Source organism: Cupriavidus sp. 05T42 (assembly GCF_056396345.1).
Genome location: NZ_JBFTLH010000001.1, coordinates 1 through 12,063 on the forward strand (window position 1 = coordinate 1; position 12,063 = coordinate 12,063).

A 12,063-nucleotide genomic window follows, 5' to 3' on the forward strand; every position below is an offset into this window, starting at 1 on the left:
GCGCCGCCCGTKCCCGAACCCGAGCCGCCCGTGCCGCTACCGGCACCACCGCTMGCCGATACCGCACCGGTCGTGCCCGTGCCGCCTGCGCCGGCCGTGGCCGTGCTGGAGCCACCAGCGCCATCGCCGCGCTCTCTGGCCGCGCTGCCGGCACCGCTGCTGCCGCCCAGTGCCGCGGCTGCKCCCAGTGCCCCGCCGCCAGCGCCCAGTGCGCTGCCGCCGGCGCCCAGTGCGCCACCGCCACGGCCACCGTCGCCGCCAATCGCGCCGCTGTAGCCGCCGCCAGCACCCGCAAGGGCCGAGCCGCCACGGCCACCCACGCCAAGGCTGGCGCTGAGGGAGCTGCCGCCGCTCGCGCGGGCGTTGCCGCCATCACCGGCGCTGCCGCTGGCGTTGCCGCCACGACCGCCATTGCCTGCCGTGGCGCTGCCATTGGTGGCACTGCCGTTGTTGGCGCTGCCGTTGGTGGCGCTGCCGCCCGAACCGCCCGAGCCGCCATTGCCGCTATTGCCGCCGTTGCCGCCATTGCCGCCGCTGCCGCCTTCGCCGGTCCCGCCAACCCCACGGCCGCCTGCACCACCCGTAGCGCCATTGGCATTGCCGCTGTTGGTGGCATAGTTGCCGATGTTGCTGATGGTATTGCCGGACACCGTGCCGCTGAGTCGGCTGACGGCGATGGCCTTGGTCGAGTTGAAGGAGTTGGCGATCGACGACGTGGCCGTGCCGCCATTGGCCGCCGCGGCATTACCGTAGCCATCCACGCTCTGGCGAACGCGGGTGCTGACGCGGGTGGACGTCTTGTTGAGCGTCAGCGTGGCGGTCCTGTTCGAAGTCCTGTTGGTGGTAGTGGTGCTGTTGTCCTGAGTCGCAGTGGAATTTTCGTTGGCGTTGGCGCCATCGCCTTGGGTGGAAGTTGCGGTGGCGGTCTGCGTGTTGTCGCCCTCGCCCGAGTCGTTGTTGGTTGTCGGGTTCGCATAGGCCTGGCTACCAAAGAAGGCCAATGTGATCGCCKACGCCAGTAATGTCTTTTTCATACGATGCTCCCAGGAAGTTTGTGCTGCGGCTCAGCCTCCGGCCGGCGCTCTCGAGAACATCGGCTGGAGGTTCAGGTCCGGCACGGGACCAGACCAGCCTCCCCTTGCGCACAAACAGTGCCAGCGGGCGCCCCGCGCCGTGTAATCCGTTGAAATACAAGGGCTACCAACCGGTGACCGGGAACTTTTCTAGCGGCCACCCATCGCCGGCGATGCTGCGATGCTGTGAACCGCAGTAGACATGTCACACCGTTGAGACACCGCCAGCCGCATGGCTGCGTGGGGGCCCCGTGCAATTGCGAAAAAACCGTGATTTTTCAGTGGCTTGGCGCGACGCCTAGGGGAACCCCGCAACGCTGCGGCCCGTTACGGCGGTGAAACAGCCGGGCCGAGGTGACCGCTACGCAATCACATGGCCTGTGCGAAGTGCCTGATATGTCAAGAATTGCAATCCCTGATAGGCACCCTACCCCGCGCCCCGGCGCCAGTGCGACGTGAGCACCGGCTTTCAGAGGGAATCCCGCCCGGCGGCGGGCCTTTCTTGCGCGCGCCGCGCCGGCGATGCGGGACCGCAACAAATGCGGGCGTACGGAGTGCTCAGAGCGCCGCCAGCCTGTTTCATGCTAGGCTCTATGTCTGATTTAACGTACATTAGTCTCGTCTAGGACTTGTCAGCGCATCCGCAAGGGAAACCATGAGTGAAGCCGTCGTTCCCCTGTATCACCAGATTTACGTAGTCCTCCGCCAGCAGATCGTGGAAGGCCGTTTCGGGCAGGGCCCGCTGCCGGGCGAGATCGACCTCGCCAAGCAGTTTCACGCCTCCCGCGTGACCATGCGCCGCGTGTTCGACCGCCTGGTGCAGGAAGGTCTCGTGCGGCGTCATCGTGGCCTGGKGACCTTCGTGAACCCGCATCCGGTGAAGCCGGCCGCCACCGAAGAGCGCACCACCAGCCTGCTCGGCAACATCATCGACATGGGCGAGAAGACCGCCGTCAAGGTGATCTCGATCGACGAAGTGCACGCCACCCCCGATGTGGCCGAGGCGCTCAAGATCGAACCGGGCGACCCCGTGGTGAAGGTCGTGCGCGTGCGCCACTACCGCGACCGTCCGCTCTCGCATATCACCGTCTACCTGCCCGTGGACCTGGGCCGCCCGCTGCAACGCAAGGATCTGGAAGGCACGCCGATCCTGCGCCTGCTGGAGGCCGCCGGGGTGGAACTGGGCCGCGCCAGCCAGGTGCTGACCGCGCGCCTGGCCGACGTGGTGGTGGCCCCGCTGCTCGACGTCCCCGTGGGCGGCGCGCTGCTGGCCGTGCGCCGCGTGGTGCTCGACAAGGCGGGCCGCCCGGTGCAGCTGCTGCTGGGCCAGTACCGGCCCGACCGCTATGAGTACCGCATGGACCTGTCGCCGATGGGCGGAGACAGCGCCAACGTGTGGGTGGAAAACGAGACCCGCACCGGCCTGCGCGACTGACCCCCCTCCTGTCCACTGCCGCGCGCGGCGGATTCCGGGCGATACTGCGCACTCCTGATCACACTGTCGAGGAGCTACCGTCATGCCAGTCGTCCGCCCGCGCGCGCACCAGCTCGCTTGTCCGCCTGCCTGTCCGCCCGCCCGCGCTGCTGTTCTTCGCCCCTTCCACCGTCTGTTCCAACACCTTCCCGCCGCGCTGATGGCTTCGGCCTCGGCGGCGCTGTGCGTGGCACTCGTGCTGCCCGCCGGCGCGCACGCCGCGGTAGCCGGCGGCAAGCCGATCCGCATCCTCGTGGGTGCGCCGGCCGGCGGCACCACGGACACCCTCGCGCGCACCATCGCCCAGGAAATGTCGCAGTCGCTGGACCAGCCGGTGGTGGTGGAGAACCGTCCCGGCGCCGGCGGCAACATCGCGGCGGACATGGTGGCCAAGAGCGCGGCCGATGGCAGCACGCTGCTGATGAGCTTCACCAGCCATACCATCAACGCCACGCTCTACAAGAAGCTGCCGTTCGATCCGATCCAGGATTTCACGCCGATCACGCTGGTGGCCACGGTGCCGAGCGTGCTGGTGGCCACGCCGAAACTGCCGGCCAACAACATCCCCGAACTGATCCGGCTGGCCAAGTCCGAGCCGGGCAAGCTCAATTTCGGCATCGGCTCGGTTGGCTCGTCGGTGCATCTGGCCGGTGACATGTTCAAGATGATGACCGGCACCTATATCGTCAACATCCCCTACAAGGGCACCACGCCGGCCATCACGGACCTGCTCGCCGGGCAGGTGGACCTGATGTTCGCCAGCACGCTCAACGTCGCCCAGCACGTGAAGGCGGGCAAGCTCAAGGTGCTGGGCGTGACCAGCCCCGCGCCGCTGCCCCAGTTCCCGGGCGCGCAGCCGATTGGCGCGACGGTGAAGGGTTTCGAGTCCAGCGCGTGGTTCGGCCTGTTCGGGCCGGCCAACCTGCCGCCGGAGGTGACCCAGGCGCTGTATCAGGCCGCGCGCCACGGGCTGGAATCGCCAGCGGTGCGCAAGCGGCTCGAGAACGACGGCGCCCAGCCGAGCGCGATGGCGCCGGACGCCTTCGCCACCTTCGTCAAGCAGGACGTGAAGCGCTGGGCCACCGTGGTCAAGTACTCGGGAGCCCAGCCGGAATGACGCTGCCGAGCGGCCACGCCGCCGAGCCCCCCGCCGCCCCGCCGGCCACGCTGGCGCAGAAGCTGGTCGCCCGGGCCGCCGGCGTGGCGCACGTCACGCCCGGCACGGTGGTGATGTGCAAGGTCGATCTGGCGATGGCGCACGACTCCAGCGGCCCGCGCCGCGTGGCACCGTTGCTGCGCGAGCTGGGCGTCAAGGTGTGGGATCCCACGCGCTTCGTGGTGGTGACCGACCACTACGTGCCGGCCGCCGACCCCGACGCCGAGGCCATCGTCCAATTTACGCGCGACTGGGTCCGCGAGGCCGGCATTTCGAACTTTATCGATGGCCAGGGCATCTGCCACGTGGTGCTGCCCGAGCAGGGCCACGTGCTGCCGGGCCGCTTCATCGTCGGCGGCGACAGCCACACGCCCACCGGCGGCGCGTTCGGCGCCTATATGTTCGGCATCGGCGCCACCGAGATGGCCGGCGTGCTGGCCACCGGCGAGATCTGGCTGCGCGTGCCGCAGACCATCCGCATCGACTGGCGCGGCGCGCTGGGCACCGGCGTCTGCGCCAAGGACATGATGCTGTTCCTGTGCGCGCAGCTCGGCATGGCCGGCGGCCACTACGAGGCCATCGAGTACACCGGCGCCGCCGTCACCGCCCTGCCGATGCAGGAACGCATGACGCTGTGCAATATGAGTACCGAACTGGGCGCGCAGACCGGGCTGGTTGCGCCGGACGCCACCACGCTCGCATGGCTGGCCGAAGCCGGCGTGGATGCCGCCGCGCTGGCCGCCATCGACACCCGCCACTGGCGCAGCGACGCCGGTGCGCCGGTCCTGACCACCCATTGTTTCGATGCCAGTACGCTCGCGCCGCAGGTGGCCGCGCCGCATTCGCCGGCCAACAGCGCGCCGGTGGAAGTCAGCGCCGGCCAGCCGGTGGAGATTGCCTACCTGGGCGCTTGCACCGGCGCCAAGCTCGAGGACCTGCGCATGGCGGCCAGCGTGCTGCGCGGGCGCAAGGTGGCGCCCGGCGTGTCGCTGCGCGTGGCCCCGGCCTCCCTGCGTGACCAGGAACAGGCCGCGCGCGAAGGCACGCTGCAAGTGTTGACCGATGCCGGCGCCGCGCTGCTGCCCAACGCCTGCAACGCCTGTGCCGGCTATGGCGCGAGCCGCTTCCCGGCCGGCAGCCACGCCATCGCCTCCACCGCGCGCAACTTCGCGGGACGCATGGGCGATGCCGGCAGCGAAGTCTGGCTGGGCTCCCCGATGACCGTAGCTGCCAGCGCGGTGACCGGGTGCATTACCGATCCCCGCACGCTGCTCGCCTGACTCGCTGCACCCGCATCATCCGTAGCATCCCCATAAAAACCAGAAAGAGACAGACAACGCGTTACATGCCCCCCGCCCCCGAATTCCCCCTGCCGCAAGCCGGCCGGATCTGGCGCTTTGGCGATGATGTCGATACTGACGCCATGGCGCCCGGCACCTATATGAAGGCCGGCATCGACGTGCTCGCCCAGCATTCCCTGGCCTCGCTGCGGCCGGAGTTTCCGGCCTCGGTGCGCCCCGGCGACCTTGTCGTGGCCGGCAGCAACTTCGGCATGGGGTCGTCGCGCGAGCAGGCCCCGCAGGCGCTGCGCCACCTCGGCGTGGCGGCCGTCATCGCGCCATCCTTCGCGGGACTGTTCTATCGCAACGCGCTCAATCTTGGCCTGCCGGTGATGGTGTGCGCCGAGGCGGCGCTACTGGCCGATGGCGCGCGCGCCACGCTGGATCTGGACGGCGCGCGTATCCGGCTCGAAGACGGCACGCACCTGGCGTGCGAGCCGATGCCGGACTTCCTGCGCGCGCTGCTACGGGCGGGTGGGCTGGTGCCGCACCTGAAGGCCCGGCTGGCTGCCCGCGGCGGTGATCGCTGACAACTGCGCCTCACGCAGCAGGGTCAGCGCCTCTTCGTCACTGGTCTGCGTGAAGTCGAGGTAGAAGGCGCCCACGGCGCCGAAACTGTCCGGGGTCTTCAGGCACACCACTTCGTCGGCCACTTCGCGCAGCGAATCGAGCCCGTCCGCMGCCCCGACCGGGGTGGCCGCCACGACCMGCGCCGCGCCGGCGGCCCGCACCGCGTGCAGGGCCGCGCGCATGGTGGCGCCGGTGGCCACGCCGTCATCGACGACGATCACCTGCCGCCCCTGCATCGCCGTCACGGCGTGCCCGCCGCGATAACGCTGCTGGCGCCGGCAGATCTCGTTGAGCTGGCGGCCGCGCTCGGCATCGAAGGCGCCGGACTCCACCGAACGCTGCGCCCACGGATCGTMATTGACCACGGTATGCGGCTCGCCGCCGCTGGCATCGCCCTCCACCACCGCGCCCAGCGCCAGTTCCGGGTAGCCGGCGGCGCCGATCTTGCGCACCAGCAGCACGTCCAGCGCGCCGTCCAGCGCGCGCGCCACCTCGAAAGCCACGGGTACGCCACCGCGCGGCAGCGCCAGCACGAGCGCCGGCTGGCCATCATCGGTATGGCCCATCCCGCGTTCGGCGAGATCCCGGCCCAGATAGGTGCCCGCCTCGCGGCGGTCGGCATAGCACGGCGGTAGTGTCATGGCGTGCTCCCGCAGGCGTTGGCGGTGACTGGAAGGACAGGGGGACAGGCGCCGCGAGGGAGCGGCTCCCCAGCCCACTATAGACCCGTCACGGGAAGGCGGCGGCGCTTTCTGGGGCGAGTGATGGGGGAAGGGTGGACCCTATCGGCCCGATAGGTCCCGACGATTGATGGCGATCGTGAAATAGTGTTTTGAGGCGCGCCCCGATGATCGATACGCATTGCTTGCGTAGGATTCAACCCGTGGCGGCGATCCCGCCCGTCGAACTTCCAGACCCCGGCGCCCAGAACGCGCCATTGACTTGAGCGAGCGTTACCGTGAATCCGCAACAGACTTCCCGCACCGACGACCAGACCGCCCAGCACGACCTGGACCTCGACATCCCCTTCGGCTMGCTCGACGCAGMCGCCATGGCGGAACTGCCCTACACCTTCCGCCAATCGGGCCATTGCACGCGCTACTACAACGAGTTCTTCGGCTGAAGCCAGCCTCCGGGGCCCTAGGCCTCGCGTGGCCGGCAGATCATGAAGACTTGCGAACTGAGCCACCACGGCAGCTGACGCAGCGGGCTGGTGGATTCGGCTTCCACGTCGAAGCGCGTGCTCACCTGCGMGCGCAGCTTGCGGAAGTCGAAACCCTTGTGGGTATGGCGGGGATTGTCCGGCCGCGTGACCGGCAACCCCATCAGCGCCCGCAGTGCCTCGCCCGGCGTGTGATCCATGCGTAACGTGCGCTCGCTGACCATGCCGTTGAGCAGCTTCGGCACGATGGCGACGCCATACATCACCGGCACCGAGATGATCAGCGTGCCGCTGGGGCGCAGGATGCGCAGGGCGTCGTCGAGGAAGGTGTCGACCTCGTCCGCATAGAGGTGCTCGCAGACTTCGAACGCGGTCAGCATGTCCACCGAGTCAGCGGGCTGGGCGTCCATTTCGGCCAGATAGCGGATCTCGGGGTAGTCCGGGGTCTTGTAGGGGTCGAGTCCGGCCAGCGACAGGTCAGGCCGCGCCTGGCCAAGCCGGTGCAGGAACAACCCCGGCCCCGCGCCGAAGTCCACCACCGTGCCGCCGTGCGGGCAGCGGGCGGACACCATGCCGAGGCCCAGCGCGATCCGGCTCCGGTGCGCAAAACGTGCCAGCGGGTTGGACGCGTTGATGGTCTGCTTGTCGTAAGTGATCTGCATGGCCCGTGTCTCCCCCTGGGTTGCCGCATGGCGGTTTCCTGCATTCTGGCGAGGGGAGGCGCGCGGMCTCTGTGCGATCCGACACACGGAAATGCCGGGGCGGCCTGCCCGCCCCGGCGCCCTTCAATACGTCTTGTAGGGCAGGAACTTGCCGGACATCTCGATCCGGACGCGGTCCCCGTTGGGGTCCGCTTCGCGCTGGAGGTCCATGCGGAAGTCGATGGCACTCATGATGCCGTCGCCAAATTCCTCATGGATCAGCGCCTTGAAAGTGGTGCCGTAGACGCTGACCAGCTCGTAGAAGCGGTAGATCAGCGGGTCGGTGGGGACCTGGGTGGGCAGGGAGCCCTTGTAGGGCACGGTACGCAGCCACGGCTCGGCTTCGGCGGGGAGGTCGAAGATCTCCATCACGGCGCGCGCGCCGGCTTCGTCGAACACCATCTGGCCCAGGCACGCGGCCGTCGTCCATTCCTTGCTCTTGCCCACGCGCTCGGCCACCTGCGCCCAGGAAATCCCGCGCCTGACCTTGGCTTCGATGATCAGATCGGTCACGTCACTGCGATTCATGTTCCCTCCGTTGGTATTTGGCATTGGCCCGGGAGAGAACGGCGGATGGGGTCACGGCACGCTGGAGCGCTCCATGACCGCGACGGCATCGCCCCTGTCTTCGAACTGCATCCGCGCGAAACGCGGCACCGACAGCGGGCTCAGGCCTTCGAGCGCCTGCAGGATCAGCACGATGAACATGACCGGCATGACGTCCTCCCTCGGGAATACGGCGAACAGACTGGCGCAAGCTTCGTGCCACGCGCGCGGCCCCGGAATCGGCTGCCGATGACGCACCGTGGGGCGTTTTCGGAGACCGGCGAGGGCGTCGGCGCGGGGTGCGCACCGTTGCGGGGAAGCCCGCCGTGCGGGGCGCACAGGCTGAAGCGTACCCGTTTCTGCGCGAAGCGTGGCGACGTCAATGGATCAGGACAGCGCTGCCCCCGTGGCAAATCTTTGCAGCAGACATTTCCGATGTAACGCCACATTACCCTGGGCCTTGCGGCCAGCCCCGCCGCGGGCGTAGGCGTCACTTCGCCGCAAAGCCTTATCCGACAAGGGCTGGCGGGCGATGGGCCAAGCCGATTGGGAGGCGTTTTCGCCGCATCCGGCGCGAAGACTGCCTTACAAGTGCAACCGCGCGGGGCGGGGGTGCGTCGCTACAGTGAAGCCGTGTTCAACGCGAACCGCCACCGAGCGAATCGCATACGGAGTCCCACATGAAACGCGCCATCGCCCTGACCCTTTTGCTGGCCACCACGAGCGCCCTGCTTTCGGCCTGCATCGTCGTGCCGCCGCGCGGCGGCCATTACCACTACCACGACCGCGGCCGCTATTGATCGGCCACGGCGTCGGACTTCATCGAACAAACCCAATCCCGCAGCTTGCTTTGCCCGACCGGATGACCCGGTAGAAGGAGAACCACCATGAAACGCCAACTGATGCTTGCCGCCGCTGTCCTTGCCGCCGGGAGTGCCTTCGGGCTGATGTCGCCCGCCCAGGCCCATGGCAATGGCTACGACGACCGCCCGCCGCCGCCGCGCCATGAAGTGCGCCCGGCGCCGCGGCCCGGCAAGGTCTGGGTGCCCGGCCACTACGACCGCGTGCAGGGCAACTACGCCTGGCGCGGCGGCTATTACCAGGCGGCGCGCCCCGGCTACCGCTATGTGCCGGACCGCTGGGTGCAGAGCCCCCGCGGCTGGGTGAGGCGTCCAGGGTATTGGGCGCGCTAAGCGTAGCCATTGAATAAGGAAACGGGCCGGACCATGGGCATGTGGTCCGGCCCGTTTCCTTTTCGTTTCCCTTCCTTTTCCTATTCCGGCAATCGGTCCATTGGGCTTTCAGCCCTCCCCCGGGAGGTGGGGTGTATCCCCACGAAGGTGGGTGGCAAGCCGGGCGCCGCCCCCTTAACACCCTCGATTACTTTCCTCCGGAGGTGGGATTTCACTCTCATCCTTTTGCACTAGGCCACGAGACTCCCCACGAAAGGAGAACTGCTCCTGCCGCCATCCGCCAGTCATTTTGTAATGGTTGCAAAACTGGCGCATAAAGCAGACTTTCGTTAATGCCATACCCCCCAGTCGGGTGAGCTTTTTCCATTTATCGTGTGTCTTTTATTCAATATGGTTGCAGTGGTGAAACATATTCGGGACCGCCTGTATCAGGCCTGCAACCGGGCGGCCAGCCTGTGCCAGATGGCGTTTGGCGAACATCGCCGCCCAAACGCATGAGGGGTGGCTCGGTTTAGCAACGGATTATGAGTTCGTTTTCATTCCACCTCAGCAGACGCTGAATTCCACCCGCTTGCTTTCGGATGAACCAGCCCATAAGATGAATTTAAGCCGAATTTAGGAGCGAGATTTTTTCGGGTTAGGGTTCGGGTCAACCTTCCGGTCGCGCGGCAAAGTCCAATCTCACAACTGGACATCGACTGACACGGAAGCACGGGGTTCAAGCGGTCTTCGCGGCATCTGTCATGGGTGGCCGCCCTGCCGGTGATATTCCCTTACGCAAAGCGCCCGCAGCTCACCCGCCAACGGGGAGTGAAGAATAATGAACGCCTTGCTGATCGAGGAGCATCCACTGCTCCGCCTCGGGCTGTTGCAGATGCTCGAAACCATCCAGGAATCCGGACATGTACTGGCGCTTGCGCCAGCCGACATCGGCAAACTGGACACCCCACACCGCAATGCCGACCTGCTGGTCTTCGGTATGCCAGCCGACGAGTTCGCCGGCTGGACACAACTGGAACTGGCGCGCGAACGGCTTGCGCCGCAACGCATCCTGGTGCTGTCCGACCAGCTGCCGCTGCATGCGCCCACAGCTGACGCCGCGCGGGGTATCTGCGGCTGCCTGCCGAAATCGGCCTCGCTGGCCGTGATCGAAGCCGCCATCCGGCTCGCCATCTCCAGCGTGCAGGGCCTGATGTTCGCGGGCGATGCCCTGCCGGCCGCCGTGGCGACCGCCCCGGCCGCCTCGCGTTCGGCGCTGCCGGCCACGCTGTCGCTGGCTTCGGCTGCGCCGCTGCCGCTGACCGCCACGGTGCAGACCGATCCGCACGCGCTGGCCGCCTGCGCCGCCACGCCCCGCGCCGCAATGGGCGCCCTGCGTGCCACGGCCCAGCCGCTGACCGAGGACGAACCGAGCTACGACGAAGCCGAGATGCTCAAGATCACGCCGCGCCAGTACGAGGTGCTGGTGCTGCTGGCACGCGGCTATCCGATCAAGACGGTCAGCCGCATGCTCAATATCTCGGTGGCCACGGTGAAGAGCCACGCCTGCACGCTGTACCAGCGCCTGAAGGTCAAGAACAAGGGCGAAGCGGTCTACGCCGCGCTGCAACGCGGCGCCACGCTGGACTGGGTCAGCGGCGACGAGCGCGCCACGCGCGCGGCGCCGGCGGTACGGCGCGAGGCGTCCTTCCCCACGCAGCCCGGCATCTGAGCCGCGTTTGCTCCCCCCTCCCCGGGGCTCCCCGCGCGCAGGCGCGGGAGCCGGGGAGTGAGTGAGCGAGCGTACAGACCCCGGTGGCCGCGCCTCCCAGACTGACGAAGACAGCCGCACAGGCTGCAAACGACGATACGGGCACCAGCCCGACGGGAGAAATCGCCATGTCAGCCAGCTTCCTGCCGACGTTCTCGCTGTGCATCTGCACGCGAAACCGGCCCGACGACCTGCGCCGCGCGTTGCAATCGGTCCAGACCTCCACGACGCCCGTGCACCAGCTGATCGTCTCCGACGACAGCACGGATTACCGCACGCGCGACATGATGCTGGGCGAGTTCCCGGCCATCACCTACGTCGAAGGGCCGCGCCGCGGCCTCTGCGCCAACCGCAACCGCGCCCTGGCTGCCGCCACGGGCACGCACGTGCTGTTTATCGACGATGACGCCACGCTGGGCGAGACCTTCCTCCAGCAGATGGCCGAACGGCTGCTCGACGACCACGTGCACCACGTGGCCGCCGGCGGGCCCGCCAACCGGCTGATCCTGACCGGCACCGAGGTCTGCCACGGCGAGCGCGTCCGKCCGCACAAGGGCGCCTTCCTCGGCTTCCAGCAGCACAACTACCGCTGCGGCGAGCGCATGTACTCGATCGTGATCAACAGCACCGTGTTTCCGCGCGAGCTGTTCGAACACGTGGCCTTCGACGAGCAGCTGGTCTATGGCTACGACGAGATCGACCTGGCCAGCCGGGCGGTGTTCAAGCACAACTTCCGCATCGAATGGCTGGCCAGCGCGGCCAATCATCATTTCCCGTCGCCAGCCAACCGCGACTACTACCGGCCGTTCCTGCACGCCTCGCGCATCTACACCACGTTCAAGCGCTATGGCTGGAGCGAACGCCGCCCGGCCAAGGCCGCGGTGTTCCTGATGGCGGCCGTGTCCCACAACCTGGCCCACAACGTGCGCCAGCAGGGGCTGCGCGGCGTGGCTGAGGCGTGGCGCACCACGCGGCTGGCCTGCGGCTACATCCACCGGCACGCGCGCGGCGCGGGCACCACCGGCGGCGTGACGCCGATAACCGCCGACTCGGTGACCGGTTCGGCAACCGGTTCGGCAACCATCACGCCACGCTGAT

Annotated in this window: 13 protein-coding genes; 8 read left to right on the forward strand and 5 right to left on the reverse strand. The window is 68.0% G+C overall.

Going from position 1 to position 12,063, the window contains the following annotated elements:
* On the reverse strand, nt 1–1,034 hold a 1,034-nt coding region (locus AC1EJR_RS00005; RefSeq protein ID WP_477146766.1), incomplete at its 3' end, for a hypothetical protein.
* A gap of 694 nt (nt 1,035–1,728) precedes the next feature.
* Between AC1EJR_RS00005 and AC1EJR_RS00010 the strand changes: the two genes are divergently transcribed.
* The 4 genes from AC1EJR_RS00010 to AC1EJR_RS00025 all read left to right on the forward strand — a co-directional run bounded on the left by AC1EJR_RS00010 (nt 1,729) and on the right by AC1EJR_RS00025 (nt 5,573).
* Nucleotides 1,729–2,508: a GntR family transcriptional regulator gene (locus AC1EJR_RS00010; protein WP_477146767.1), complete on the forward strand. Its 780-nt coding sequence runs from the start codon at nt 1,729–1,731 to the stop codon at nt 2,506–2,508.
* Nucleotides 2,509–2,590: 82 nt separating this feature from the next.
* Nucleotides 2,591–3,664, forward strand: a complete 1,074-nt coding sequence (locus AC1EJR_RS00015; protein WP_369823416.1) for a tripartite tricarboxylate transporter substrate binding protein — start codon at nt 2,591–2,593, stop codon at nt 3,662–3,664.
* Entirely contained in the window at nt 3,661–4,983 is a 1,323-nt protein-coding gene (locus AC1EJR_RS00020) for a 3-isopropylmalate dehydratase large subunit (RefSeq protein ID WP_477113101.1), read from the forward strand. The genes AC1EJR_RS00015 and AC1EJR_RS00020 overlap by 4 nt, the downstream gene beginning before the upstream one ends.
* A 65-nt stretch (nt 4,984–5,048) precedes the next feature.
* Entirely contained in the window at nt 5,049–5,573 is a 525-nt protein-coding gene (locus AC1EJR_RS00025; RefSeq protein ID WP_477113102.1) for a LeuD/DmdB family oxidoreductase small subunit, read from the forward strand.
* Here the strand turns inward: AC1EJR_RS00025 and AC1EJR_RS00030 are convergent.
* A complete protein-coding gene (locus AC1EJR_RS00030) occupies nt 5,508–6,254 on the reverse strand; it encodes a phosphoribosyltransferase (RefSeq protein WP_477146768.1) in 747 nt (248 codons plus the stop codon). The genes AC1EJR_RS00025 and AC1EJR_RS00030 overlap by 66 nt on opposite strands.
* Nucleotides 6,255–6,571: 317 nt before the next feature.
* On the opposite strand from AC1EJR_RS00030, the gene AC1EJR_RS00035 reads away from it, so the two are divergent.
* On the forward strand, nt 6,572–6,736 hold the full coding sequence (locus AC1EJR_RS00035) for a hypothetical protein (protein WP_477146769.1): 165 nt from the start codon (nt 6,572–6,574) through the stop codon (nt 6,734–6,736).
* Nucleotides 6,737–6,753: 17 nt separating this feature from the next.
* Here the strand turns inward: AC1EJR_RS00035 and AC1EJR_RS00040 are convergent, their stop codons facing one another.
* From AC1EJR_RS00040 to AC1EJR_RS00050, 3 genes are all read right to left on the reverse strand, one after another.
* Nucleotides 6,754–7,437 carry a class I SAM-dependent methyltransferase gene (locus AC1EJR_RS00040; RefSeq protein WP_477146770.1) on the reverse strand — a complete coding sequence of 228 codons (684 nt, stop codon included), beginning with the start codon at nt 7,435–7,437 and terminating at the stop codon, nt 6,754–6,756.
* A gap of 123 nt (nt 7,438–7,560) precedes the next feature.
* Nucleotides 7,561–8,004, reverse strand: a complete 444-nt coding sequence (gene cynS / locus AC1EJR_RS00045; protein ID WP_092294258.1) for a cyanase — start codon at nt 8,002–8,004, stop codon at nt 7,561–7,563.
* A 51-nt stretch (nt 8,005–8,055) separates the two neighbouring features.
* Entirely contained in the window at nt 8,056–8,193 is a 138-nt protein-coding gene (locus tag AC1EJR_RS00050) for a hypothetical protein (RefSeq protein WP_177219904.1), read from the reverse strand.
* 716 nt (nt 8,194–8,909) lie between these two features.
* On the opposite strand from AC1EJR_RS00050, the gene AC1EJR_RS00055 reads away from it, so the two are divergent.
* The 3 genes from AC1EJR_RS00055 to AC1EJR_RS00065 all read left to right on the forward strand — a co-directional run bounded on the left by AC1EJR_RS00055 (nt 8,910) and on the right by AC1EJR_RS00065 (nt 12,062).
* Entirely contained in the window at nt 8,910–9,215 is a 306-nt protein-coding gene (locus tag AC1EJR_RS00055; protein ID WP_092294256.1) for a YXWGXW repeat-containing protein, read from the forward strand.
* 820 nt (nt 9,216–10,035) lie between these two features.
* Complete coding sequence (locus AC1EJR_RS00060; protein ID WP_092294254.1) at nt 10,036–10,926, forward strand: helix-turn-helix transcriptional regulator; 891 nt, start codon at nt 10,036–10,038, stop codon at nt 10,924–10,926.
* 167 nt (nt 10,927–11,093) lie between these two features.
* Nucleotides 11,094–12,062 (forward strand): glycosyltransferase family 2 protein, encoded by a 969-nt coding sequence (locus tag AC1EJR_RS00065; RefSeq protein ID WP_092294252.1) that lies wholly within the window; start codon nt 11,094–11,096, stop codon nt 12,060–12,062.
* Nucleotide 12,063: the final 1 nt, after the last annotated feature.

Excerpts from the sequence above, each read along its gene's own strand:
- AC1EJR_RS00015 (WP_369823416.1), top strand. The coding sequence starts at position 2,591 with ATGCCAGTCGTCCGCCCGCGCGCGCACCAGCTCGCTTGTCCGCCTGCC.
- AC1EJR_RS00020 (WP_477113101.1), top strand. The coding sequence starts at position 3,661 with ATGACGCTGCCGAGCGGCCACGCCGCCGAGCCCCCCGCCGCCCCGCCG.
- AC1EJR_RS00025 (WP_477113102.1), top strand. The coding sequence starts at position 5,049 with ATGCCCCCCGCCCCCGAATTCCCCCTGCCGCAAGCCGGCCGGATCTGG.
- cynS (WP_092294258.1), bottom strand. The coding sequence starts at position 8,004 with ATGAATCGCAGTGACGTGACCGATCTGATCATCGAAGCCAAGGTCAGG.
- AC1EJR_RS00050 (WP_177219904.1), bottom strand. The coding sequence starts at position 8,193 with ATGCCGGTCATGTTCATCGTGCTGATCCTGCAGGCGCTCGAAGGCCTG.
- AC1EJR_RS00055 (WP_092294256.1), top strand. The coding sequence starts at position 8,910 with ATGAAACGCCAACTGATGCTTGCCGCCGCTGTCCTTGCCGCCGGGAGT.
- AC1EJR_RS00060 (WP_092294254.1), top strand. The coding sequence starts at position 10,036 with ATGAACGCCTTGCTGATCGAGGAGCATCCACTGCTCCGCCTCGGGCTG.